Origin of the sequence: Actinoplanes teichomyceticus ATCC 31121 (genome assembly GCF_003711105.1) — a bacterium.
GTDB lineage: Bacteria > Actinomycetota > Actinomycetes > Mycobacteriales > Micromonosporaceae > Actinoplanes > Actinoplanes teichomyceticus.
Genome location: NZ_CP023865.1, coordinates 4826773 through 4852594 on the forward strand (window position 1 = coordinate 4826773; position 25822 = coordinate 4852594).

Annotated in this window: 19 protein-coding genes; 11 read left to right on the forward strand and 8 right to left on the reverse strand. The window is 72.0% G+C overall.

Annotated features, from left to right (window positions below; translation table 11 throughout):
* Positions 1-154: 154 nt before the first annotated feature.
* Complete coding sequence (locus tag ACTEI_RS21325; protein WP_122979259.1) at positions 155-1603, reverse strand: MFS transporter; 1449 nt, start codon at positions 1601-1603, stop codon at positions 155-157.
* A gap of 115 nt (positions 1604-1718) precedes the next feature.
* Here ACTEI_RS21325 and ACTEI_RS21330 point away from each other — a divergent pair, with 115 nt between their 5' ends.
* Both ACTEI_RS21330 and ACTEI_RS21335 read left to right on the forward strand, forming a co-directional pair.
* The gene (locus ACTEI_RS21330) at positions 1719-2297 is read left to right on the forward strand and encodes a TetR/AcrR family transcriptional regulator (protein WP_122979260.1); all 579 of its coding nucleotides are present in this window, start codon (positions 1719-1721) and stop codon (positions 2295-2297) included.
* A gap of 52 nt (positions 2298-2349) precedes the next feature.
* Positions 2350-3855, forward strand: coding sequence for a GGDEF domain-containing protein (locus ACTEI_RS21335; RefSeq protein WP_122979261.1), 1506 nt, complete (start codon positions 2350-2352; stop codon positions 3853-3855).
* A 163-nt stretch (positions 3856-4018) separates the two neighbouring features.
* Here ACTEI_RS21335 and ACTEI_RS21340 read toward each other — a convergent pair whose 3' ends face one another.
* Together ACTEI_RS21340 and ACTEI_RS21345 are read right to left on the reverse strand one after the other, a co-directional pair.
* Positions 4019-4507 (reverse strand): SRPBCC family protein, encoded by a 489-nt coding sequence (locus tag ACTEI_RS21340; RefSeq protein WP_122979262.1) that lies wholly within the window; start codon positions 4505-4507, stop codon positions 4019-4021.
* Entirely contained in the window at positions 4504-4842 is a 339-nt protein-coding gene (locus tag ACTEI_RS21345; RefSeq protein WP_122979263.1) for an ArsR/SmtB family transcription factor, read from the reverse strand. Before ACTEI_RS21345 ends, ACTEI_RS21340 begins: the two co-directional genes overlap by 4 nt.
* Positions 4843-5128: 286 nt before the next feature.
* On the opposite strand from ACTEI_RS21345, the gene ACTEI_RS21350 reads away from it, so the two are divergent.
* The 3 genes from ACTEI_RS21350 to ACTEI_RS21365 all read left to right on the forward strand — a co-directional run bounded on the left by ACTEI_RS21350 (position 5129) and on the right by ACTEI_RS21365 (position 8456).
* Complete coding sequence (locus ACTEI_RS21350) at positions 5129-5986, forward strand: IS5 family transposase (RefSeq protein ID WP_122976141.1); 858 nt, start codon at positions 5129-5131, stop codon at positions 5984-5986.
* 370 nt (positions 5987-6356) lie between these two features.
* Positions 6357-7256, forward strand: coding sequence for a DUF1028 domain-containing protein (locus ACTEI_RS21355; RefSeq protein WP_122982314.1), 900 nt, complete (start codon positions 6357-6359; stop codon positions 7254-7256).
* Positions 7257-7877: 621 nt separating this feature from the next.
* A complete protein-coding gene (locus tag ACTEI_RS21365) occupies positions 7878-8456 on the forward strand; it encodes a peptidase associated/transthyretin-like domain-containing protein (protein WP_122979265.1) in 579 nt (192 codons plus the stop codon).
* Between the two features lie 837 nt (positions 8457-9293).
* Here ACTEI_RS21365 and ACTEI_RS21370 read toward each other — a convergent pair.
* The 3 genes from ACTEI_RS21370 to ACTEI_RS21380 form a co-directional block, all read right to left on the reverse strand.
* A complete protein-coding gene (locus tag ACTEI_RS21370) occupies positions 9294-10109 on the reverse strand; it encodes an NPP1 family protein (protein WP_122979266.1) in 816 nt (271 codons plus the stop codon).
* Between the two features lie 743 nt (positions 10110-10852).
* Positions 10853-11506: a response regulator transcription factor gene (locus ACTEI_RS21375; RefSeq protein ID WP_122979267.1), complete on the reverse strand. Its 654-nt coding sequence runs from the start codon at positions 11504-11506 to the stop codon at positions 10853-10855.
* Positions 11503-12840: a sensor histidine kinase gene (locus tag ACTEI_RS21380; RefSeq protein ID WP_122979268.1), complete on the reverse strand. Its 1338-nt coding sequence runs from the start codon at positions 12838-12840 to the stop codon at positions 11503-11505. The genes ACTEI_RS21375 and ACTEI_RS21380 overlap by 4 nt, the downstream gene beginning before the upstream one ends.
* A 109-nt stretch (positions 12841-12949) precedes the next feature.
* Between ACTEI_RS21380 and ACTEI_RS21385 the strand changes: the two genes are divergently transcribed.
* Positions 12950-13702 (forward strand): ABC transporter ATP-binding protein, encoded by a 753-nt coding sequence (locus ACTEI_RS21385; protein ID WP_122979269.1) that lies wholly within the window; start codon positions 12950-12952, stop codon positions 13700-13702.
* Positions 13699-16011, forward strand: coding sequence for an ABC transporter permease (locus ACTEI_RS21390; protein WP_122979270.1), 2313 nt, complete (start codon positions 13699-13701; stop codon positions 16009-16011). Before ACTEI_RS21385 ends, ACTEI_RS21390 begins: the two co-directional genes overlap by 4 nt.
* A gap of 149 nt (positions 16012-16160) precedes the next feature.
* Here the strand turns inward: ACTEI_RS21390 and ACTEI_RS21395 are convergent, their stop codons facing one another.
* Positions 16161-17378, reverse strand: a complete 1218-nt coding sequence (locus ACTEI_RS21395) for an EAL and HDOD domain-containing protein (RefSeq protein WP_239082616.1) — start codon at positions 17376-17378, stop codon at positions 16161-16163.
* Between the two features lie 143 nt (positions 17379-17521).
* On the opposite strand from ACTEI_RS21395, the gene ACTEI_RS21400 reads away from it, so the two are divergent.
* Positions 17522-19075 (forward strand): long-chain-fatty-acid--CoA ligase, encoded by a 1554-nt coding sequence (locus ACTEI_RS21400; protein WP_122979272.1) that lies wholly within the window; start codon positions 17522-17524, stop codon positions 19073-19075.
* A gap of 1110 nt (positions 19076-20185) precedes the next feature.
* Positions 20186-21418 (forward strand): hypothetical protein, encoded by a 1233-nt coding sequence (locus ACTEI_RS21410; protein ID WP_239082617.1) that lies wholly within the window; start codon positions 20186-20188, stop codon positions 21416-21418.
* 37 nt (positions 21419-21455) lie between these two features.
* Here the strand turns inward: ACTEI_RS21410 and ACTEI_RS37220 are convergent, their stop codons facing one another.
* Complete coding sequence (locus ACTEI_RS37220; protein WP_164465791.1) at positions 21456-21779, reverse strand: hypothetical protein; 324 nt, start codon at positions 21777-21779, stop codon at positions 21456-21458.
* A 151-nt stretch (positions 21780-21930) separates the two neighbouring features.
* Between ACTEI_RS37220 and ACTEI_RS21415 the strand changes: the two genes are divergently transcribed.
* Together ACTEI_RS21415 and ACTEI_RS38520 are read left to right on the forward strand one after the other, a co-directional pair.
* Entirely contained in the window at positions 21931-24048 is a 2118-nt protein-coding gene (locus ACTEI_RS21415; protein WP_239082618.1) for a serine/threonine-protein kinase, read from the forward strand.
* Between the two features lie 452 nt (positions 24049-24500).
* Entirely contained in the window at positions 24501-25817 is a 1317-nt protein-coding gene (locus ACTEI_RS38520) for a PP2C family protein-serine/threonine phosphatase (protein ID WP_262384842.1), read from the forward strand.
* Positions 25818-25822 lie beyond the last annotated feature (5 nt).

Consider the following 25822-nt stretch of genomic DNA (forward strand, 5'->3'; position numbering starts at 1 on the left):
TAGCAGGGCGCGCGAACAGCCGGTGCCAGCATCCTCGGGCGCGTCGCCTGTGAGCGGCCCGAAGCCCACTCAGCGGCCTGTCAGGTGAGGGGACGCGACCCGAGACCCGCCTTGGACCGGGGTCGCGGCATCCGGCCGCATCCTCCGGGCGCCGCTACCCGGGGATCGCGGCGTCGGCGGTCGCCGAGTGCTTCGGGATGAGCAGCGCGAGCAGGGCGGCCAGGACCGCGGCGCCCGCGCAGAGGGCGAACAGCAGCTGGTAGGCGCCCAGGGTCGGGAGTTCGTGGCCGCCCAGGTTCATCGTCTTCGCGGCGAGGACCGCGCCGCCGATGGCGCTTGCCAGGGAGCTGCCGACGCTGCGGAACAGGGCGTTGAGGCCGTTGGCGGCGGCCAGCTCGGACAGCGGGGTGGCGTGCGAGATCAGGCCGGGCATGGCGGCGTAGGCGATGCCGGTGCCGGCGCCCGCGACGGTCGCGCCGATGACCACCTCGAAGAGACTGCCGGTGAGGAGGATCCGCGAGCCGAAGCCGAGCGCGATGATAAGTGAGCCGATGATCAGCCCGGTGCGCGGGGCGAGCCGGGCCGACAGCGGCGAGAGAAGCAGCATGATGATGCCGCCGGGCAGCATGCACAGGCCGCCGACCAGGATCGACGTGCCGAAGCCGTAGCCGGTGACGGCGGGCATCTGGACATAGGTGGCGGTGCCGATCAGGGTGGCGAACAGGGCGAAGCCGACGAACAGCGAGGCGATGTTGGTGAGCAGCAGCGCCGGCCGGGCCGTGGTGCGCACGTCGACCAGCGGCGACGCGAGCCGCAGCTCGACCACGACGAAGACGATCAGCAGCACGGCGGCCGCGACCAGCAGGCCGATCGTCAGCGGGTCGGTCCAGCCCCACTTCGCGCCTTGGGCGAGCGGGAGCAGCAGGGCCAGCATGGCGGCGCCGAGCAGAACGGTGCCGACGATGTCCATCCGGCCCTTGGCCGCGCGGGGCGGGTTCGGCACCAGCGCGACGATGCCGGGAACGGCGAGGAGGCCGCCGGCCACGCAGATCCAGAACAGCACGTGGTAGTCGGTGTATTCGGCGATCAGGCCGGACAGCGGGAGGCCGAGCGCGCCACCGACCCCGAGCATGGCGCTGATCAGGGCGATCCCGGCGCCGGAGTGCTCGCGGGGCAGGGTGACGCCGACCAGGCTGATGCTCAGCGGGACGGTGGCGACGGAGAGGCCGACGACGGCCCGGCCGACGATCATCGGCGCCAGGGAGTCGGACAGCGCACAGACCAGCGAGCCGACGATCAGCGCGCCGAGACAGACGAGCACCATCAGTTTGGTGCCGTAGAGGTCGCCGAGGCGGCCGAAGGCGGGCACCGCGACCGCGCCGACCAGCAGGGTGGAGGTGAGCAGCCAGGCGATGCCGTCGCTGCTGGCGTTGAGGTCGACGCCGAGTTCGGACATGACCGGGACCAGCAGGGACTGGGTCAGCGAGACCATCAGCGCGGCGGTGCCGATCACCAGCAGGACGATCAGCTGCTTACCGGTCCAGGGCGACTTCGGCACGGCGCCGGCCTCCTCGGACGCGGCCACAGCGGCGGCTTGGGACATGAGGCTCCTTCACAAGTTCGTGGCAGAATGTGCCACGAGGCAGAGCGTGCCACGAGATTGTTGCCGGCGGGCGTCACGGACGATGCTTGAGAGCGGCGTCACAGAAAGCGGAGGAATGGCGATCACGAACCTGAGGGACCGCAAACGCGAGCAGAACCGGGTCGCCACCGTGCGCGCGGCCTGGACGCTGTTCATCGAGCGCGGCTACGACCACGTCACGGTCCACGACATCTGCGCGGCGGCGGACATCGCGCCACGAACCTTCCATCGGTACTTCACCGGCAAGGAGGACGTGGTCACCGAGCCGGTGCGGGAGATGACCGCGATCGTGACCGAGTACGTCACCGGAGCCCCGCCCGAGGCGGACGACCGCGAGGTGATGCGCGGCGCGATGCTCCGGCTGGCCCGGTACGTGGTGGAGCGCCGCGAACTGCTGCGCGCCCTGCGCACCGTGGCCCAGCAGTCCACCCACCTGACCGCCACCCAGGTCGTGGTCCGCACCGACACCGACCCGGACATCGCCGGCCGGCTCGCCGCACGCCACCCGGACGCCGACCCGGCCGACTGGCGACGCCGCCTGCTGGTCGGGTGCGCCACCGCCGCGTTCCGGGTGTGGTACGAGGACTGCCTGGGCGGCGAGCTGCCCGACCCGATCGGCCACCTCGCGTCGATCCTGGACGCCGCCGGCACCTGAACCGCAACCCGCCGGCACCGGCGTCGCACCCGGACCCGGCGAGCCTTACGGCATGAGTGAAGCCGTCGGCGCGGTGGTGACGAAACGGGTAGCGGCCTGGCAGGTGTGCCTGGGCGCGGCGCCGGTCGTCATCGGGGTGTACTACCTGCTCGTCCACCTCGGGATGTGGCCCGGCACCCAGGTCGCCCTCTACGTCAGCGCGAACGCGACCTTCGCCGGGTGCTGCCTGCTGACCGCGCACCGCCAGCCGGCACTGCGGGCGATCATGCTGCTGCTCGCCGCGTCCGCGCTGACCAGCGTCGCGGCCGACATCCTCTTCTACTTCCTCGCGCTGGTGCAGGGCGAGGTCGCGTACCCGAGCGTCTCGGACCTCGGCTACCTGGCCTGCTACCCGCTGACCGCGGCCGCGTTGCTGCTGATCGTGCGGCGGCGCACGCCGGGCTGGGACGGCGCCAGCGCCATCGACGCGGCGATCGTCGCGGTCGGCGCCGGGTACCTGGTGTTCGAGCACATCATCGCGCCGACCATCGACGTCACGCTGGGCACCTTCACCAACCTGGTCTCGGTGGCGTACCCGGTCGGCGATCTGATGCTGATCATGGTGGGCGCCCGGCTGCTGCTCGGCGCCGGTCCGCGCAGCTTCTCGCTGCGCCTGGTCGGCGCCTACCTCGTCCTGGTGCTCTACGCCGACACCATGTACAGCATCCAGTCGCTGAACGGCACGTACCAGGCCGCGAACTATCTCGACGCGATCTGGATGGCCTCCAGCTTCCTGTTCGGCGCCGCCGTACTGCACCCGTCCGCGGACAAACTCGTCGCGAAGTCGAACACCGACACCCCGGACGCCACCACCGGCCGGCTCGTCGTGCTCGCCGTGGCCGCGGTGACGGCGCCCGCCTCGCTGCTGATCCAGTACGTCAGCGGCCGGGAGCCGCACGTGCTCTCCGCCGCCTCGGTGTGCATCGTGCTGTTCCTGCTCGTGCTGGCCAGGATGGCGGGGCTGGTCCGGGCGCAGCGCCAGGCCGCGATCACCGACGGCCTGACCGGCCTGCGCAGCCGCCGGTACCTGGAGGAGGCGCTGGTCAACGAGGCCGCCCGGGCCACCCGGTCCGGCCAGCCGCTGAGCATGCTGCTGCTGGACATCGACCACTTCAAGCGGGTGAACGACACGTACGGGCACGGCGGCGGCGACCGGGTGCTGGTCGAGGTCACCCACCGCCTGCAGGAGCTGGTGCGCCCCGGCGACATGGTGGCCCGCTACGGCGGCGAGGAGTTCGCCGTACTGCTGCCGGCCACCGACCCGGACGCGGCCCTGGTCGTCGCGGAACGGGTACGGCGCGGCGTGGCGGTGGCGCCGATCGCGGTCTCCGACGGCCAGCTGATCCGGGTCACCGTCTCGGTCGGAATGGCCGGGATGCCGGCCGCGCCGACCGTGGACGAGCTGGTGCTCGCCGCCGACCGGGCGTTGTACGCAGCCAAGAACGCCGGCCGTAACCGGGTCGCCTCGGCGGGCCCGCTCGCCGACGAGTTGGTCGCGGCCGAGCCGGCCGCCGCCTGACCGGCCGACCGTCGGCGGCCGGCGAGCGGCCGGCGGGCGGGCGGCCGGCGGGCGGCCGGCGGGCGGCCGGCGGGCGGCCGGCGAGCGGGCGGCCGGCGAGCGGGCGGCCGGCCGGCGGCGAGCGGCGAGCGGCCGGCGAGCGGTCCGCCGGGTTCTCTCCGGGTCAGCGTCCGGAGAGGATCCCGTCGATCTGGCCGATCGCCAGGCGCATGCCCTCCTCCATGCCCATCTTCGACAGCCGTTCCAGCGTGTCGGCGTCCGGGAAGTGCGACACCACGGTCATCCGGGTGCCCTCGCCCCGCTCCTGCAGCGTCACCACCGCGTGCACCGGCCGATCGCCTTCGATCGGCTCGCCGCCCTCATCGGCGAAGCCGTCGTCGAACTCCAGCCGGCCGGGCGCCTCGATGGCGGTGATCGTCCACCAGCCGTGCGCCTTCGTGCCGTCCGGGCCGGTCATGTAGTACCGCACGGCGCCACCGGCCACGAAGTCGTGGCGCACGAACGTGGCCGGCCAGGTCGGCGGGCCCCACCAGCGCTCCAGCTTGCGCGGGTCGGCCCAGACCCGCCAGACCTGCTCGACCGGGGCGTCGAACTCGGCGACGAAGGTCAGGGTCAAGGCGTCGGTGTCCTTGACGGTGTCGGTGACCGTCACGTTTCCTCCTCAAGGATCTCGGCGATCCGGTCGGCCCGCTGCCGCCAGATCCGTTCGTACGTCTCCAGCAGCCCACCGACCACGCTGCGCAGCGCGGCCGGGTTGCCGTGGACGATCTGCTCCCGCCCGCGCCGCTCCTTGGTCACCAGCTCGGCCCGCTCCAGGACCGCGACGTGCTTCTGCACGGCCGCGAAGCTCATCGGGTAGAGCTTGGCCAGCGCGGAGACGGAGTGCCCCGCCCGGGTCACCCGGGCCAGGATGTCGCGCCGGGTCGCGTCGGAGAGCGCATGCAGGACGCGGTCCGTGCCGTCCTCGCCACCCTCACCTACAACCATATGGTTGTACGTTAGTCGACCGACGCGCCTCCCGCAACCACCGGTCGAGCCGCAGGAGACAGCCCCTCACTGGACGTTTTAATAACGTTGGTGAGTTATCGGAGGGTTGAGAACCCGCGATCATGGCTACGGCTGGCCGATACGCCCGAATCAACCCTTTCGAGATGACTCTGATATGAGGAGATCTGCGGCCTTTGATCCCTCGATCGTGTTTGATTAGTTTTCCGCCCGGAATCGACGGACCTGGTGTCCCCCTCGCCCGCCGATGCCACCGTATCCCCAGGTCATGACCGAACGACGCGCATACCCATCCGACTTGTCCGACGCTCGCTGGGCCCTGATCGAGCCGCGCCTGAGCGCCTGGCGCCAGGCCCGCACCGACGCCCGAACCCAGCTCGGCATCAAGGGCCGCGTCCCCACCCACGACCTGCGCGAGATCTTCAATGCGATCCTCTACGTCAACCGCACCGGCATCGCCTGGCGCTACCTGCCCCACGACTTTCCTCCACATGCGACGGTCTACGGCTACTTCGCCTTATGGAGCAAGGAAGGGATCTTCACCGAACTCAACTACAACCTCACCGGACTCGTCCGCGACCACCACGGCCGCACCGTCGAGCCCACCGCAGCGATCATGGACACCCAAAGCATCAAGACATCCACGAACGTGCCGCTCGAAACCCAGGGCATCGACGCCGGCAAGAAGATCGCCGGCCGCAAACGCGGCATCATCACCGACACCCTCGGCTTACTGCTCGCTGTGCTCGTCACCGCCGCCAACGTCAGCGACAACGTGATCGGCAACGACCTGCTCGACCAGGCCACCGCCACCTACCCCACTCTGGCCAAGACCTGGGTCGATGCCGGTTTCAAGGTCAAAACCGTCGAACACGGCGCCACACTCGGCGTCGACGTCGAGATCGTCACCAAAGACCCACAGGTCAAAGGCTTCAGCGTCACCAAACGGCGCTGGGTCGTCGAGCGCACCCTCGGCTGGCTCATGCACCACCGCCGACTCGCCCGCGACTACGAAACCCTGCCCGGCAACTCCGAATCCATGATCACCCTCGCCATGATCGACAATCTCGCCCGCCGGCTCACGGACGAAAACACCCCAACCTGGCGAGACCCCCAAATCACATAGCACCACAAAATACGTTAATCAGACGTCCTCTCAGGCCACGCCTCCCGCAAGCCCCGGTCGAGCCGCAGGTCACAGCCACTCAGGCCACGCCTGCCGCAAGCACCGACCGAGCCGCAGGAGACAGCCACTCAGGCCACGCCTCCCGCAAGCCCCGGTCGAGCCGCAAGACCCGCTACCCGGCCACGCCTCCCGCAAGCGCCGATCGAGCCGCAAGACATAAGTTGAAGCCCCGGCGGTGGCGCGAGGAACGGCAGCGGTCGCTGCGCCGGAGCCGCCACCGGCGCGATCGGCGACGGGCCCGCGCCGCTCCCGGGCGACCGGCACCCCCGTCCCCGCGATGGCGCCGGACGGCTTCGGCTACCGTGCGGCCATGACGTTCTCGATCGTGGGCCGGTCCGCCGACGGCAAGATCCTCGGCGTGGCGGTCGCCAGCAAGTTCCTCGGAGTCGGCGCGGCGGTGCCGGCCGCGCTGGCCGACGTCGGCGCGGTGGCCACCCAGTCGTACGCGAACCTCGCCTACCGCCCGCAGGGGCTGACGCTGCTGGGCACCGGGGTGGCGGCGCCGGAGGTGGTCAAGGCGCTGATCGCCGGGGACGCCGGGCCGGTCGGGCACCGGCAGGTCGGGGTGGTCGGCGTGTCCGGGCCGGGCGCGACGTTCACCGGCGACGACTGCCACCCGTGGGCGGGCGGGACGGCCGGGAACGGCTACGCCATCCAGGGCAACATGCTCGCCGGACCGGCCGTGGTCGCCGATATGCAGAGCACCTGGCTCAGCGGCGTGACGTGGCCCCCGCCGGCGCCGCTGACGTCCACCTCCACGACCGCACGTCCGGCCGACCCGCCTCCCGCCTCGGACTCGGTGCTGGCATACCGGCTGCTGGCGGCGCTGCGCGCCGGAGACCAGGCGGGCGGCGACCGGCGCGGGCGGCAGAGCGCGGCGTTGCTGGTGGTCGCCAAAGGCCTGGGGTACGGCGGAACCAGTGACGTCCTCGTCGACCTCCGCGTCGACGACCACCCGGACCCGGTAGCCGAGCTGGGACGGCTGCTCCAGATGCACACGCTGTACTTCGAACGCCCGGATCCGGCCACGCTGCTCCCGCTGACCGGCACGCTCGCGACCGAGGTGCGGCAGCGGCTCGCCGATCTGGGTCAGCACGACGAGGACCTGGACGAGGCGCTGGCATCCTGGGCCGGCATCGAGAACCTGGAGATGCGCATCGTCCCCGGGGCGATCGATCCCCTGGTGCTGGCCCAGTTGCGGGCGGCATAGCCACCACCCGGCCGGTAGGTCCCGACGGTCCGGGGGCAGCGATCCGGCGCTCGCGCCCCGCCGCCCTCGCCACCGGCTGCTCAGCGCCCCACCGTTGCCGGCAGCCCACCACCCACCGCCGCGTTCCAGCACCCCGCCGCCGGCAGCCCACCACCCACCGCCGCGTTCCGGCACCCCGCCGCCGGCAGCCCACCACGCACCGCCGCGTTCCAGCACCCCGCCGCCGGCAGCCCACCACGCACCGCCGCGTTCCAGCACACTGCCACGCTTCCCGCACACCGCCGCCGGCGCCTCACCACCCGCTGCCGATTCTCGACGGCGGTCGCAGTCTCGGCCGCCGTCGCCGTCGCCGTCGCCGATCGCCGACCACCACCGCCCTTTCCCGGCGCCGTCGCGGTCAGCTCACCGCCCACCGCCCCGTGTTCGTCTGTCCCGCGCGCCAGCACCGGCCGCACACTCCGCCGCCGCTCCTCCCCACCACTTCCGCTCCCCGCATCACGCGCTCCACGCGCACCTCCCCGCGGAGACAATGAGAATATTTCCGGCAAAAGTCACATCTAAGTCTTTCCACCCTGCAATGATCATTTCGGGGACGTTATGGTCAGGAACGTAGGGACGCAAATGGGACACGAGGAGCGCACCACCGCGCCGGTGATAAGCCGCCGCAGCATCATCACGCTGGACTTTCCGGGGTCGGAGCCGGCCATCTGCCGGCTCCGCCCGGAGTCCTCCGCCGGCGGGGACCGGTTCGTCGTACAACGGGAACTGTCCCCGGCCGACGCCGGAGTCCCGATGATGCTGCGGGTGCGGGTGCTCGACACGGTCGACCGGCCGCTGCCCGGCGCGGTCCTGGAGGTCACGCACCGCTCCCCCGCCCCCTCCACCCCACCGCTGCGCGGCGCACAGGTCACCGACCCGCACGGGTACGCCGAGTTCAAGACGGTCTTCCCGGGCTGGGACGCCGAGCACCCGCCGGGCATCGACGTCTGCCTGCACCTGGGCGGCTCCCGCGCCGGTGGCCGCTTCCACTTCCCGGCTCAGGTCACCGCCCATGTCGCGCGGCTCTCGTCGTACCGCGAGAACCCCGTACCGACGCCACCACCGAACCCACCTGCCGGGATCCTGCACATCGTGCCGCGCGACCGCTACGACCTGGCCGCCGGCCTGCTGGCCTCGATCACCGCCATCACCGACCGTTAGGCGAGCCAGACAAGCAACCCAAACAGAGCTTATTGCGTACGGCACCACGTACTGCCTGGGGCGATGCAGGCCGGAACCGCGCAGCCCGCATCGCCTCAGTGACCCGCCAGCCGCCGCCAGCCCTCCCGCTACTCGGCGACCTCTCAGTTCAGCTACTCGACGACCCCTCAGTCGCGCGGCGGCCCCGCAGGCACCGACCCGACCATCAACTCACCCCAGTGGCCCCGAGCCACCCGACGCCCCACCACCCGACGGCCCACCACCACCCGACGGCCCACCACCACCCGACGGCCCACGACCATCCCGCGACCCTCCAGCCCCGGCACCCCGCAAACCCTCGATCAGGCAGCGCACCCCACGGCCCCTTGAACGCCTTTCGATCACCAGCGACCTCGGCAGCCCTCCGAACGCCGCTCAATCAACCGGGGCGCGGCAGCGGCAGACCGCCAGCCTCTCGATCGAACACAGCCCCTCTCGAACGCAACCCCTCTCGAAGCGAGCCCTTCGAACCAAGCCCTTCGAACCCAGCCCCTCCAACCCAGCCCCTCCAACCCAGCCCCTCAACAACCGGCAAGCCGGCCAGCCCTCGAACGCCGTTCAACCAGCCGGCAGGCCGGCAGCCTTACGGACAACCGGCGGCTCCGGCAACCGGCCAACGGCTCCTCGAGCGGATTCCACAGTCATCTGGCCTTTTCGGCGGCGCGCGAGAAGTTCCGCAGGCACCCGGTCACCTTTGAGGGACACGGCCAACCATTTCTCCAATCCTGTTCTACTCGGCCACCCCCGCAGGCCCCTCGACAACCGTCTCGAGCATTCGGAAACATTTCCTCCGACTGCTCAGGCGGATGGATTGAACGAGATTCCGGCAGGCATCGCCTCGGTGAGAAGGTTGACGAAATTGGCATCCTTGAGACCGAAATTCGCACTGCCGAAGTCATAGTTGCTCAGCGTGGTGCGGATGCCGGTGGACGGGAAGCCGTTCCATCCCACCAGCGACGGGTACTGCCAGGTGCGGTAGGCGTTCTCCGGCGGGTCGTCGCTGCCATTGGCGAGACGGAAGCAGTGTGTGCTGACGCCATCCTTGTGGTAGACGATCTTCGGGTGGTTGCCGGTCCACAGCACACTGCCCGCGGCATGGACGTCGAAGTCGCCGTGCGCCGAGGTGGCAACATATCTGGCGACGTCGTTCTGCACCCAGACGACGACGTGTTCCCAATCGTGCCGGTGGCCGCCGATGGAACTGTTCGCCAGCGCCTGGTCCTTTTCGAAATAAAGCCCGTAAGCAATCGCACACCACCCGTTGTTGCATTTGTAGCGCGAATATCCGTTGGTGTTGTCCAGGTCAGCCGCGTCGTGACAGTCGCCGCTGAGCGAGCCGGTCGGTTTCAGGCCGCCGTTGACCGCGCCGGTAGGTCCGATCGCCGGGGTCGGATAGCAGCCGTCGGTGTCGTAGTCGTACGCCGGCTGCCATTTCGCCTCGATCGCATCGGCCCTGCCGGGCAGTTCGGTCGGCGGCGCGGCCAGCGCCGGCGCCGCGGCGGCGACAACCATCGCCAGGGCGCCACCGGCGACGATCATCGAGCGGCGGGCAGTCCGGCCGCGAGCCTTCTTTCCGGTACGGGTGGGCTCGGGGGAAGTGGCTGGGGAAACCATGAGCCGTGCTCCTTCGCACATCGATCGGACTGATCGTTCCGAGGGATTTCCGCACGGCCAGCCGGGCCCCACGGGTCCATCAGGCAGCGTCCGGATCAACGCTGCACGAACAAATCACCCGCACGCCCTACGACGGCTCCCACCGGCAACAACCGGCGCCAGCCTCTCTCACCCCCTCACCGGAATCAATAGCCAAGCATCGATGCATTGCTGCCTTGTCCGGCTGTCGTGACCCTGATCGCCTCCCGAGATATCGGACGGCGCGAACCGCCCGACATGCCCCTGGCAGCAGGACCTGCCTACGTCGCCTGAGCCGCCCCTCGCCCCGAAACAGTGACCTTGATGCCCGCCGCGCTGACTCACCCCGGTAGCGGTTGACGGACCGCCCACCGCCGCTGCTTGCCATCCCTGATGGCGTCGCTGCTGACCGCGCCCGCCGAATCACGACCGCGCCAGACACCGGCCACTACCCGTCGCCATCGGTCGCGTCGCCCGGGTTTGCCGGCTCCAGTCACACACCGCTCCATCGCCCGCCACTCCGCCTACCCCGTCGCCGAACGCCTCCTGATCGGCGCGGGCTCGTCCCAACCGCTCGACCGGTCCTGACCCACGCATGGCATGTCGTCCGATTTCGTCACCCGTCCCCTCGCCCCGTCGGAACAGCCCGTCTCCTCCCCGCCACGCAGTGTTCTGCCGCCGGACGCCGGACGCCGCCTTGCCGAGCCACGGAGGAACATGTCTGCTCACCCCCGCAGGTAAGCCAGGACCGCGCGAACGCGGCGGTGGTCGTCGGCGTCGGGCGGCAAGTCCAGCTTGGTCAGCAAACTGTTGATGTGCTTCGCCACCGCCGCCTCGGAGACGACGAGCTCACGCGCGATCGCCGCGTTCGACCGGCCTTGCGCCATCAGGGCAAGCACCTCGTGCTCCCGGGCGGTCAGCCGGTACAGCGGGGCCCGGCGGCGCGACAGCAGCTGGCGGACCACCTCGGGGTCCACGACCGTGCGCCCGGCAGCCACCGCGGCGAGCGCGTCGACGAACTCGGTCACCTCGCCGATACGGTCCTTGAGCAGATAGCCGACGCCGGCCGCCCGGCCCGAGTCGAGCAGCTCGGCCGCGTAGGTCTGCTCGACGTACTGACTCAACACCAGGACCGGCAGCTCCGGGTCGGAGGCCCGCATCGCGATCGCCGCCTGCAATCCCTCATCGCTGAACTTCGGCGGCATCCGTACGTCGGTGACCACCACGTCCGGCTTGTGCTTCGCCACCGCCGCGAGCAGCTCGGTGGCGTCCCCGACAGCGGCGACGACCTCGTGCCCGAAGCGCCGCAGCATCCCGGCGACACCCTCACGGACGATCACGCCGTCTTCCGCGATCACAACCCGCAGCCCTTCACTCACGTCGACACCCCCGCATCGTCGCTGTCTCGCGGTGACGGCCGGGCGGAGTGCCTCGGGGCCGACACCTTCTCCCCTGCGTACGAGGTCTCGCCCTCCTCCGGAGGCAGCGGGATCTCGGCGCGCAGGACGGTCGGACCACCGGGCGGGCTGGCGAGTGCCACCGTGCCGTCGACGACGGCGACACGGTCGGCGAGACCGACCAGACCGGTGCCGGCGGACGGGTCGGCACCGCCGCACCCGTCATCGCGGATCTCCACGATCAGGCGGCCCTGATCCAGCCGCCCGGAAACCCAGGCGCGGCTGGCGCCGCTGTGCTTCGTCACGTTGGTCAGCGCCTCCGCGATCACGAAATATGCGGTCGCCTCCAGTGCGACGGGCAGCCGCGCGGACAGCGCGAAATCGAGCTCCACCGGCAACGGTGCGGACGAGGCCGCGTCCCCGGCCGCCGCCGCCAGACCGCGGTCGGTCAGCACCTTCGGATGCACGCCGCGAATCAGTTGACGCAGCTCGGTCAATGCCTGCTTTGCGAGGTCATGGGCGGCGGCCACGGGTCCCGTCGCGGGACTGTCCGGAGGCAACTCGAGACGGGCCATGCCGAGCTGGATGCTCAAGGCCACCAGCCGTTGCTGCGCTCCGTCGTGCAGGTCCCGCTCGATCCGCCGGCGCTCGACCTCGAAGGCGTCGACCAGCCGCGCCCGTGACCGGGTCACCTCGATCAGCTTCTCGTCGGCGTCGTGTGCCCGCGGCGCCAGGATGGCTCGCGCCATCGCGGCCCGGGCTCCGGCCCAGGCGGTCACCGGCCAGGCCAACACCACGGTGAGCGGAATCCCGGCCAGACCCAACAGCAGGCGGGCGCCGAGCGGCTCGTAGACCATGTAGAACGGTGCGCCGAGGGTGGCCGCCGGTATCCAGACCACACCCGCGACGACCAGTGAATCCATCCAGCACAGCAGCCCCGCGGACATCATCGCGTAGCCCAGCTCGCGCCAGGTGGCCTGTTCCCGCAACCGCAGCCGGAGCCACGCCCGCAGTCCGGCCCGGGGTGCCGGTCGATGCGGATCGGGGAGCTCGTCGAAGTCGACCAGGCGCATGCGGCGCCGCTCCATCCGGGCCACGGCGACGCCGCAGAGCACCGTCGCGACGTACGCCGCCAGGCCGATCACCACGATGGACAGCACCGCGCCGACCAGGACCAGCGCGATCACCACGAGGATGGTGCCGAAGCCCAGCAAGGCGCCACCACTCAGATAGAGCAGCGAGCGCCACGGCCAGGCCGACCGCAGGAACACGGTCGGCCGGAGGGTGAGCGCGTCGAGCGCGGTGCGGACCGGCATGGGGGCACGGTACCGCCGCGACCCGGCAGCGTCGGTAGTGCTGGCGTTACCCCGGAAAGTCAATCCCGCGTGACTGTGCCGTGCCGTGCGAGCCGGTTGCCTTGTGGGCATGACGACGCCAGCACAGACAGCCGCCGTGGAGATCCGAGGGGTCACCAAACGGTATGGCCACGCAGAGCACGCTGTCACCGCGCTCGATGCGGTGGACGCGCGCTTCGCCCCCGGCACGTTCACCGCGGTGATGGGCCCGTCCGGCTCCGGCAAGTCCACGCTGCTGCACTGTGCCGCGGGGCTCGACCGGGTGACGAGCGGCGAGGTCCTGATCGACGGCGTGCCGGTGGGTGGCCTGAGTGAGCGAGCCCTGACCCGGCTGCGACGTGACCGGGTCGGGTTCGTGTTCCAGTCGTTCAATCTGGTGCCGGCGCTGACCGCGGAGCAGAACGTGATGCTGCCACTGCGTCTGGCCGGTCGCCGGCCACAGCCGGGTGAGGTGGCCGCGATGCTGGCCGAGGTCGGCCTCGCCGAGCGCGCCGCGCATCGACCGGCCGAGCTGTCCGGCGGACAGCAGCAGCGCGTCGCGATCGCGCGGGCGCTGGTCACCCGGCCGGCGGTGATCTTCGCCGACGAGCCGACCGGTGCGCTGGACGCCCGCTCCGGGGCGGAGGTGCTGCGGTTGCTGCGCTTCGCGGTTGACCGGCACAGGCAGACGATCGTGATGGTCACCCATGATCCGGTTGCGGCCTCGCACGCGGATCGGGTGCTGTTCCTGGCCGATGGCCGGGTGGTCGACGACCTGGCCGGGCCGGTCGGCGCCGAGAAGATCGCGGTGCACACCGCACGGCTTGAGGAGTCGGTCCGATGATGGCGTGGGCGATGGTCCGGCATCGGTTCGCGAGCTTCGCCGGCACGTTCGTGGCGATCATGCTGGGTGTCGCCGTGGTGGCCGGCACCACGACGCTCTATCTTTCCTCGCGGCCGCAGCCGCCCGAGCGGTACCGCGCCTCACCGGTGATGGTGCAGGCCCCGTCGGTGGGCACCAACGATTTCGGCGAGCCGGAGATCCGTTCGTGGACGGCGACCGAGCTGACCGAGATCTCCGCCAGGCTCCGGCAGGACCCGCGCATCACGGGGGTGATCCCCGACCCGTTCTTCTACGTGCAGCGGCAGGGCGCTGACGACGACGGGACAGCCACACTGGCCGGACACGGCTGGTCGTCGGCGGCGCTCGGTGGCTACCACCTGACCGGCGGGCGCCCGCCGCAGAGGCCCGGCGAAGTGGTCACCGGCACGGGCGGGCCACCGGGCAGCACGGTCGCGGTGCTCACCGCGGCCGGGCCGGAGAGCTGGACGATCACCGGGACGACCGACGGGCCGGGCTACTACGTGACGGACACCGACGCCCTCGGGCGCGCTTCCGGCGTACGGGTGATCGGCCTGACCGTGGACGGTGACCACCGAAGCGTGACGGACGCCGCGCAGTCCCTGATCGGCGCGTTCGGAACGGTCCGCGCCGGGCCGGACCGAGCCGCCCTGGAGCCGGTGAGCGTCACCCGCATCCGCTGGATCGGGGCGCAGCTGCTGATCGCGATGGTGACTCTCGGCGCATTCGCGACGGTGTTCGTGGTGGCCTCGACGTGTGCGTTGACCGCCGGTCAGCGGCAGCGCGAGCTGGGATTGTTGCGGGCTGCCGGAGCGACACCCGGTCAGGTGCGCCGGTTGATGTATGCGGAGACCGCCCCGATTGCCGTCCTGGCCGGCCTGCTCGGCGCCCCGCTGGGCGCGGGGGTGGCCCCGCTGCTGGCCGGCCCCATGGTGGATCTCGGCCTGGAACCACCCGGATTCGCGGCGACCTGGCAGCCCGCCGCGGTCGGCGGGGCGGTCCTGGTCGGACTGGTGGTCGCCCTCGCCGGAGCGGGGGTGGCGGCACGCCGGGCCAGCCGGGTTGCGCCGCTCGCCGCGCTGCGGGACGCGGCCGCCGAGATCCGGCCGATGACCCGGACACGCTGGGCATTAGGCCTGCTCAGCGCGGCCGCCGGTGCCGCGTTGCTGGCCGCGATGCCGACGATGGCGACGCAGAGCAAGACGACTGCGGGCATGGGCGCGGCGATGCTGTTGTTGACCGCGGCCGCATTGCTCGCACCGGTGGCGATCGGTCCGCTGGTGCGGTTCGCGACCGGCCCGTGGCGTGGGTCAGCAACCGCGATGGTGGTACGCGAGGGCACCCTGACCGGCGTTCGCCGGGTCGCGTCGACGGCCGCCCCGGTCCTGCTGACTGTGGGAATGACGGTCCTGCTCACCGGGATGGTCGCGACGATCGAGCAAGCGTCCGGGATCGATGCGACCGCGGACATTCCAGCGGCCACCGTGCTGGCGCCGGACGGCACGCCGGGGCTCGGCGATGCTGCGGTCCGCACCCAGCCCGGTACCGCACGGCTCGACACCCGGGTGTTGATACAGCGGGGCTCCACCGGCACCGGGGAGTATGCCGCGGGGGTGGCCGGCGCGCCCGTCACCCTCACTCCGGAGGCAGCCGAGCGACTCGGCGCTTCCACCGGCGAGGCGATCACCTTGCGGTGGGCGGATGGTGAGGTCAGCACCGTTGCGGTACGGAAAATCGACGCCGATGCCGACGCGCCCGTGGTGCTGCCCCGCGAGTTGGTACGCCGGCACGATCCCGATGCGCTGACCCGCATGGTGATGCTGAGCGGTGACCCGCAGCCGGCTGCTGGCGCCCGCGCACTGTCGGCCCGGGACTACGTCCAGGAACAGATCGACGAGGAGGGACAGCTCGTCGATCTGTTCCTGTGGGTACTGATCGCGCTGACCGCCGGGTACACCGCGATCGCGGTGTCGAACACGTTGCTGATGGCCACGGCCGCCCGGCGGCCCGAGTTCCGCGCGCTGCGCCTGGCCGGGGCCGGGATCGGTCAGGTACTGCGGGTCACGACGAGCGAAGCGCTTCTCTCGGCGGGCGTCGGCGCGCTGCTGGGCGGGGCGGTGGGCGCGCTGTCGCTGACCGGGGTGCGCGCCGCCGTCGAGGACGAGCTGGGACAGGACGTCGCGCTGGTCATCCCGTGGGGTGCGGCGCTCGGCGTGACCGCCCTGTGCGCGGTGCTCGCGGTCACCGCCACCGCGCTGCCGGTACTGCGCCGTCCCGCACTCGCCCGATGAAGCCGGAGACCGGCCGCTCACTGCGCGGTAAGGGCGAGAGCGGATCACCACCCGGCGACCGGGCCGCGGCGGCGGACCTTTGTCCGGTTACTCGGCAGGCCCCGCGGCGAACGCCGCCCGGCCGGGTTGCCACACCTATAAGCAGCGCCTCAGCGACGGCGCTTCGGGTTGAAGCGGTGTGCCGCGGTCAGGGTGCGCGTGGACCAGCGCATCGCGTCCAGCGCCGGGACGGCCAGGTCCTCGGAACCGACCTCGCCGGCCTCGTAGGCGCGCACCGCGTTCAACACTTGGCCGAGGCGACCGGTTCCGTGGTTGAGCGCGTCCGAGACGTCAGCGGTGAGCGGCAGTTGCTCGGCCATCGCCGCCGGGGTGCTGCCCATCAATCGGGCCATCCCGGTGACCAGGCCGGACACGAACGCCGCGCCGGGGTCGGCACCGAAGCGCGGGGCCAGGTTCTCGCACAGCCGGGCCTGGGTCAGCGCGGTGAGCAGCTGCTCCTCCGGCGCCTCGGCGACGTCGTCGACCACCATCAGGGTGGCCCAGCGGCGGATCCGGGTCAGGCCGACCAGCATGACCGCCTGGCGTACCGACGAGATCCGGCTGACCACGCCGGCCGCGACCGAGTTGCTGACCCGCAGGACGCGCAGGGCCAGGGCCGGGTCGCTCACGATGATGGAGGTGATCTTGTCGAGCGGGACGTCCGGGGTCATCAGGGCAGCCACCAGTTCCAGGCGGCGCAGCCGGGACGGGGAGAGGCTGGGCGTGCTGAGGACCTGGGGGCGGCTCAGGGCGTACCCCTGCCGCAGCTCCATGCCGTACCGGTCGGCGATGGCGACCTGCTCGTCGGTCTCCAGGCGCTCCGCCACGATCTCGATGCCCGGGTACTGCCGGCAGGCGGCGACGATCTCGTCGAGCCGGCTCAGGTCGCCGTCGAGAAGGTCGAGTTTGACGTAGGAGGCGAGTCCGAGCAGTTGCTCGTGGCCGGAGCCCCAGACGAAGTCGTCCAGGGCGATCTTGTACCCGGCGCCGGCGAGCGCGGTGATCCCCTCGATCACCTCGTCGTCGACCGCGACCGTCTCCAGCACCTCCAGGACGACCTGCTCCGGCCCGAACGGCAGCGGCAGGCGACCGGTCACGAACTCCCGGGTGAGGTTGATGAAGCACGGCCGGTCACCGGCGACCTCGGCGATGCCGAACTCGGTGAACGCATTGATCATCACGGTGCTGGTGGCATAGGTGTCCTGCCGGCCGGACGCCACGGCGTCCATGCGGCCGCGGAACAGCAGTTCAAACGCGACCACGGTGCCCTGGGCGTCGAAGATCGGCTGACGACCGACGTGCACCGCATCCATCACCGGAATTCCCACGCCGACGCCATCGGCACAAAAACGGGCGACCTGACGAAATCCGCCCCGGAAACAAAGCCGAAACGGTGGGTTCCCAGGAAACCGCCCCCATGTTGGGATGAGACCGCCGTCACAGCACACCGTTTTGTAAGGGGAACCCCCGGATGCTCAACCTTTCCGTCCTGCTGGAGGACAGCGCCCGCCGCTACCCGGACCGCGCCGCCGTGGTGCTAGGCCCGCAGCGCCTGACCTACGCCCAGGTGGACGCGGCGGCGAACCAGGTGGCGAACATGCTGGTGGCACGAGGCATCCAGCCCGGCGACAAGGTCGCGCTCTCCTGCCCCAATCTGCCCTACTTCCCGATCGTCTACTACGGGATCCTCAAGGCCGGCGCGGTCGTGGTGCCGCTGAACGTCCTGCTCAAGGGCCGGGAGATCACATACCACCTGAACGACTCGGAGGCGAAGGCGTACTTCTGCTTCCAGGGCACCCCGGAGCTGCCGATGGGCGCCGAGGGGCACGCCGGGTTCGGCGACGCCGACGGCTGCGAGCACTTCTTCCTGATCACCGCGGACCCGGCGGCCGCCTCACCGATCGAGGGCGCCGAGACGCTCGGGCAGGCGCTGGCCGGGCACGCGCCGGCCTTCGAGACGGTGCTGCGCGCCGAGACCGACGCAGCGGTGATCCTTTACACCAGCGGCACCACCGGCCAGGCCAAGGGCGCCGAGCTGTCCCACTCCAACCTGGTGCTGAACGCGCTCACCTGCAACCGGTTGTTCGCCTCGCAGCCGGCCACCGACACCCACCTGTTGGTGCTGCCGCTGTTCCACTCGTTCGGCTCGACGGTCAACATGAACGCCGGGTTCTCGATGGCGGCCACACTCGTGCTGCTGCCGCGGTTCGATGCGAACGCCGCGGTGCAGCTGCTGCAGAGCGAGAACGTGACATTCTTCGCCGGCGTCCCGACCATGTACTGGGGCCTGCTGAACGCCCTCACCGAGAATGAGGACATCGACGTGGAACGGATCGCCCGCAACATGCGGGTCGCCGTCTCCGGCGGCTCCAGCCTGCCGGTCGAGATCATCAAGGCGGTCCGGGAACGTTTCGGGGTGACCATCCTGGAGGGATACGGCCTGTCCGAGACCTCCCCGGTCGCCACGTTCAGCGACCCGGACAGCGAGCCCCGGCCCGGCTCGATCGGCATCCCGATCTGGGGCGTCGAGGTGAAGCTGATCGATCCCGAGTGGAACACCGTCAGTGGCGTCGACGAGATCGGCGAGATCGCCATCCGCGGCCACAACATCATGCGCGGCTACTACAACCGGCCCGAGGCGACCGCCGAGGTGATGCGCGACGGATGGTTCCGCACCGGGGACCTGGCCCGCCGCGACAAGGACGGCTATTACTACATCGTCGACCGGGCCAAGGACATGATCATCCGGGGTGGCTTCAACGTCTACCCACGGGAGGTCGAGGAGGTGCTGCTGACCCATGAGGCGGTTTCCCTGGCCGCGGTGATCGGCGTGCCGCACCCGAGCCACGGCGAGGAGGTCAAGGCGTTCGTGATCCTCAAGCCGGGCGCCACGGTCACCGAGGACGATCTGGTGGCCTGGGGCAAGGAGCAGATGGCCTCGTACAAGTACCCGCGGATGGTGAGCATCGTGGAGTCGCTGCCGATGACCGCCACCGGCAAGCTGCTCAAGCGCGAGCTGAGCTGACCGGCGCGCGAACCCGCGCCCGGCGGGACACACCCCGCCGGGCGCCCCGGCGCCTGCAGCGCGCCCTGAAGACAGCGCTTCGAAGACCGTGCGCCTTGAAGACGGCGCCTTGAGGACCGCGCCTTGAAGACGGCGCCTCGAGGACCGCGCCTTGAGCGAGCGCGCCTTGAAGACCGCGCCTTGAACACCGCTCGCCCTGCGGACCGCAGCACACGCTGAAGACCGCAGCGCTGAAGACCACAACGCACGCTGGAGGCCACAGCACACGCTGGAGACGGAGCACACGCTGAAGACGGAGCACACGCTGGAGACCACAGCACACGCTGAAGAACCAAGGTAGGGAGGAAAGGACCGCGGCACGCGGCGAAGACCGCGCCGCCTGAGGAAGCACCACGGCAACCGGAACGGACGGCGGCACAGCGCAGGACCTCGCCACCCAGGGGTAGCGCGGCCCGGGCTCACAACAACGGGCCGCAGCACGCCGGAAAAACCGCACCACACCGAAAAGACCAGAGCACGGAAAGAGCAGGTAAGAAGCCGTCCAATGATCGTTTGCACCGGTGCCGCACAGTGGACGGGCAGGGACCCCTGGCGTACGGAGGCAAGCGTGATCCCAGCCCTCGCGCAACGGACCTCGGTGCTCAGCACCGGCGGGGACGGCGCGGGCGTGGCCGCCACCACGACGTCCGCGACCCGAGCCAGCCGGCAGGTCGGCTCCCCGGAGGTCCGGCGCGCGGCCGTGCAGCGCGTCAGCAAGCCCGCGGACGCCCTGGTCATCACGGAGCGGCGCGTCCCGGAGGTGCGCGCGGCGGCTGGCTCCACGGCCTACGACCACAACGGCGAGGTGAGGTCCACACCAGCTTCCGGCAACCGTCCGATCATCTCCCCGGCGGCCGGTCCCGGCACCGGCGGCGCTACGTGCGCCGGGACGACCGGCCAGAGGCCGTACCGGAAGGTGGTCGGCCCGCAGCGCCCCGGGAAGGCCGACCGGAGGGAGATGGGCTCGGAGCGCACCGGCCGCAGCGGCGCAGCACCGGCAAGAACCCGGAGCGACGGCACCACGCCGGACAGGACCCGGAACACCGCTGCCGGGAAGCGGGCGTACCGAACGTGGCCGACCCGGACCGCCCCGGCTCCCCGCTCACCGGCGGCGCGGCGCCGATGACCTCGCCTCCGGTCGCCTCCGCCGACGCGGAACTGGCGCGTCTCGAAACCGCCGTGCAGGCGATCACCCGCAACCTCGTCGAGCTGGACGAGCACCCCACCCGCAAGGATCTCGACAGCAGAAGCCTGACCGGCCGGACGGCCAGCGAGTGGGCCGACGCGAGCGCCGCGCTCGGCACGCTGTGGGACGGGTACCGGATGCTCACCGAGTCGATCACCCGCGCCCGGTTGCTGCGCGGGCAACGCCGGCTCGGCGACGCCGACCGGGCACGCTACGTACACGAGGTGCTCGGTCCGTCGATCGTGCTCTCCACCAGCAGCGTGCCGCTCGCGCAGCGCGGCCTGCTCGGCGCCGGGCAGGTGACCGCGACCTGCTCCCCCGCCGAGCTGCTGGCCGCGATGGAGCGGGCGTTCGCCACCGCGGTCGACGTGGTGACCCGGGCGGGTGAGGCGTGGCGGATGCTCCTGCCGGCCGCCGCGGAAGCTGCCGCCGGGCTGCGCGAGCTGCGCACGAGCGGCGCCCCTGGCCCCCTGGGCGACCAGGCGGACCGGTTGCTCGGCGAGCTCACCGCAGCGCTCGCCACCGATCCGCTGGGCGCCGAGCCGGCGGTTCTGGACCGGGTGGGTGACCTGATCCGCCGGGCGCAGGCGGAACGCGACTCGGCCGCCGAGTTGCGGGCGTCACTGACCCGCCGGCTGGCCCAGGCCAGGGAGCGGGCGGACGAACTGGACCGGGCCGGCCGGGCCGCCGCGGAGGCGCACGCTCGGGTCAGCGGCCGCTTCCCGGAGGCCCGGATCGCCACGGTACGCCGGTTGAATCTGCGCCCCGACCTGGCCGCTATCGAGGCTCTCGCCACCGCCGGGCAGTGGGCGCTGATCAGTCCGCGGCTGGCCCGGTGGAGCCGGGAGGCGGCGGAACGGCTGGCCGCCCTGCAGGCCGTGACCGTCCACAACGACCGGCTGCTCGCCGAGCGCAACGAGCTGCGCGGCCGGCTCGACGCCTACCAGGCGAAGGCACTGCGGCACGGGCTGGGCGAGCACCCCGCCCTGATCCCGCTCGCCGAGCGGGCCCGCGCCGGTCTGTACACCGCGCCGTGCGAGCTGGAACAGGCTCGGGCGGCCGTCAACGCGTACCAGGAAGCGCTCACCGCCACGATCACGAGGGATGCCCGGCCATGAGATGCCAGCGGAACTGCCCCGGGACCATCGAGGACGGCTACTGCGACACGTGCGGCCTGGCCCCGGCCAGAGGCACGCCGGCCGGGCCCGCCGCCACGACGCCGACCGCGGGCGCGGCAGCAGCGAACGCCACAACGCCGGGCGCGACAACAGCAAACGCCGCGACACCAGGCGCGACAACAGCAAACGCCGCGACACCAGGCGCGACAACAGCGAACGCCGCGACACCAGGCGCGACAACAGCGAACACGGCGAAGGCGACCGCCACAGCGCCGGACGGCACAACGCCGGGCGCGCCGAGGCTGGCCGCGGCGACGACCGGCCCGGCGGGATGCCGGCGTGCCGGCTGCGGCGGCACCATCGAGGACGGCTACTGCGACACGTGCGGCCTGGCGCCGGCCGCCGACACACCGGCGCCCCAGCCGGTCAGCGGAGCAACCGGCGGCGGAACACCGGCCGGTGCGGCGTCCGGCGGAACACCGGCCGGCGGGACATCGGGCAGTGGTACACCCGTGCCGCAGCCGCGCAGCGCGACCGGTCCGTCGGCCCGCGCGGACACCCGCGGCTCGTCGCGCAGCGGCGCGCTGTCCACCCGTACCGGTGGCAGCCGGCGTGGCAGCGGCCGCAGCGGGTCCAGCCGCCGGTTCGGCAGCGGCCTGGTGGAGATCGCCCCGATCGCCCAGGTGGACCCGGCCGGCACACTGATGGCCGACCCGCAGGTGCCGGAGTCGAAACGGTACTGCGCCAAGTGCAACAATCCGGTCGGCCGGTCCCGCGGCGACCGGCCGGGCCGTGCCTCCGGGTTCTGCCCGCACTGCGGCGAACCCTTCAACTTCACCCCGAAACTGGCCCCGGGTGACCTGGTCGGCGGGCAGTACGAGGTGGCCGGCGCACTCGCCCACGGCGGCCTGGGCTGGATCTACCTGGCCACCGACCGCAAGGTGTCGAACCGCTGGGTGGTCCTCAAGGGCCTGCTCAACTCGGGTGACGCGGACGCCCTGGCCGCCGCTCTGGCCGAACAGCGGTTCCTGGCCGAGGTCGAGCACCCGAACATCGTCAAGATCTACAACTTCGCCGAGCACGACGGCGCCGGTTACATCGTGATGGAGTACGTCGGCGGCAAGTCCCTGAAGGACCTGCTCAAGGAGCGCCGGGAGGCGAACGGCGGGGTCACCGACCCGCTGCCGCCGGAGCAGGCCCTGGAATACCTCATCGAGATCATGCCCGCGTTCGGCTACCTGCACGAGCGCGGGCTGATCTTCTGCGACTTCAAGCCGGACAACGTGATCCAGTCCGGCGACCAGATGAAGCTGATCGATCTGGGCGGCGTGGTGCACGTCGACGACCAGGACGCGGCGATCTACGGCACGACCGGTTACCAGGCGCCGGAGATGGCCACCGACGGGCCGTCGATCGCCTCCGACCTCTACACCATCGGCCGCACCCTGGCCGTGCTGACCACCGACTTCCGCGGCTACCAGAGCACGTTCAAGGAGAGCCTGCCGGACCGCGACTCGTTCGAGGTCTACCGGCGGCACGAGTCGTTCTACCGGCTGCTGGAGCGGGCCACCCGGCCCGACCCGGCGCAGCGTTTCGTCGACGCCGCCGAGATGCAGGAGCAGATGCTCGGGGTGCTGCGCCAGGTGATCGCGGCGCAGGGCACGCCGAAACCGGCGCCGTCCAAGGTGTTCACCGGTGAGCTGCGGGCCGACCTGCGCGCGGACGCGCCGCGCTGGCCGGACCTGCCCACCCCGCTGATCGACCTGACCGACCCGGCGGCCGGCTTCCTCGCCTCGATCACGGTGACCGACCCGGCCGAGGTGCTGGCGCTGCTGCGGCACGCCCCGCAGGAGAGCACCGAGGTGCGGCTGCGGGCGCTGCGGGCCCGGATCGACCTGGGCGCGCGCAACGGCTCCTACGACGACGCGGTCCAGGCGCGCGACCGGCTCGCCGCCGCCGAGGGCGACGATTGGCGGCTGGCCTGGTACGACGGGTTGATCGCGCTGGCCACCGAGGACTGGGCGGCGGCCCGGGCCCGATTCGACGCGGTCTGGTCGGCGTTGCCCGGCGAGCTCGCGCCCCGGCTCGCCCTGGGCTTCACCGAGGAGCTGGCCGGGCGGCACCCGGTGGCGGCCGGGCACTACGACGTGGTCAGCCGCACCGACCCGGCGTACACCACGGCCGCGGCCGGGCTGGCCCGTTGCCGGCTCGCCGGCGGGGACCGCGCCGGGGCGGTGGAGGCGTACCAGCGGGTGCCCGGGACCTCCTCGGCGTACGCGGTCTCCCAGGTGGGGGCCGTGCGGGCGCTGGTCCGCGCGCACCCGGCCGCCCAGGTGGACGTTCAATCGCTGGCCGACGCGGCGGCGCTGCTGGAACGCCTCGAGGTGGAGCGTGCGCAGCTCGCCGAACTGCGCGCCGAGCTGCTCGAACAGGCGCTGGCCTCGCTGCGGGGCGGGGCCCGGGTACCGGCCGCGGTGCTGGGCGGGGCCCGCACCGGCGACACCGGCGAACGGGACGTGCGGTTCGCGCTGGAGGATGCGTACCGGGAGATGGCCCGTGCCGCGCACGGACCGGAGAAGATCCGCCTGGTCGATCTGGCGAACGCGGCACGGCCGCGGACGCGTACCTGAGAGAAGGCAAGTTGATTCTGACCGACTGCGACTCCTGCGCCGAGGGGCGTGCCACCGGCGCCTCGTTCTGTGAGGCGTGCGGGCGCCCGCTGACCGAGCCGGCCGCCCGTGCCGCGGCCTCCGCCGCCGCGGATCCGGCTCCGGGCGGCGGTTGCGGCACGCCCGGCAGCATTCCGGGCGCAGGTCAGGATGGTTCCGGCAGGCCCGCCCCGGACCGAGACGTCTCCAGTACGCCCGAGACCGCCTCCGGCGATCCAGCCCCCTCCGGTACGCCCGAAACGGCCCCGCGCGATCCGACGTCCTCCGCTGGGCCCCGAGCCGCCCCCGGCGATCCAGCGTCCTCCGCTGGACCCGGAAGCGTCCCGGGCCCGGACGAGACCGCGCCGGGTGCGAGCGGCGGCACGCCGGGTGCGGGCGGCGGCACGCCCGGCCCGGGCGGCGGCACGCCCGGCGTGGGCGGCACGCCCGGCCCGGGCGGCGACGCGCCGGGGCGGGGCGGCCGTGACTGCCCGCACTGCGGGGCGTCCACGGCGCTGGACCCGGACGGGTACTGCCAGGAGTGCGGGATGCTGGCCGGCCGCCCACGTGACCACACCGAGGCGGACGGCGAGCCGGTGGCGGCCGCGGTCAGCGACCGGGGTCGCCGGCACCACCGCAACGAGGACGCCATGTGGCTGGCGGTCGGGGCGGACGCGGCGGACGTGGTGGTCTGTGACGGCGTGTCGTCGTCGTTCGACCCGGACGTGGCCTCCGAGGTGGCCGCGAGGACGGCCGGCGAGCTGCTGGCCCGCGCCCAGCATCCGGTCCGGCCCGCGCGCCCGGCGGCGGACGAGCCGACCGGCGAGCTGGCGAGGCCCCAACCGGCGCAGGCAGGCCCGCAACAGGCCGGCCCGCGGCCCGGGACAGCCAGCCCGCAGCAAGCCCGACCGCAGCCCGCGCAGGCCGGTCCACAGCCGACCGGCCCGCAGCCCGCGCAAGCGGAACCGGAACCCTCGCCAACCCCGCCGGAGCCGGTCGGACCGGGGACGCAGCGAGCGGAAGCCGGCCCGCACCCGGCCGAGGAGGGTACCGAGGCCATCGCCGACCCGGACGCGCCGACCGAGCCGCTGGAGCCGGCCCGGTCCGAACCGGCGGAGCCGGCGCTGCCGGTCGCCGAGGTGGTCGCGATGGCGATCCAGGGCGCCGGCGCGGCGGTCGCCGCCCTGGCCGGCACCGGCGATCCGCGCCGGGCGGTGTCCAACCCGGCCTGCACCATCGTGGCGGCCGCGGTGCGCGGCCCGCACGTCGGCTTCGGCTGGGTGGGCGACAGCCGCGCCTACTGGGTGGCCGGCTCCGGCCCGGCCGAGCAGCTCACCGAGGACGACTCGTGGGCCCGGCACGTGATCGCGCTCGGTGTCGACCCGCGGGTGGCGATGAACGACCCGAAGGCGCACGCGATCACGGCCTGGCTCGGCGCGGACGCCGGCCGGATCACCCCGCGGATCGGGGCATTCACCGCGCGGGTGCCCGGCCACCTGGTGCTCTGCAGCGACGGGCTGTGGAACTACCTGACCGACCCGGCGGACTTCGGCGACGCGGTCCGTTCCGCGCTGCGGATCGCCACCGGCCCACGGCCGCTGCTCGAGGCGGCGCGCGCGCTGGTGGCGTACGCGAACTCCGCCGGAGGCGCCGACAACATCACCGTGGCCATCCTCCCGGTGCCCCCGCCATCGCCGGCGGAAGCCGGAGGCGACGCCGAGCCCAGCGACAACGAACCGAGCGAAGCATAAGGAGT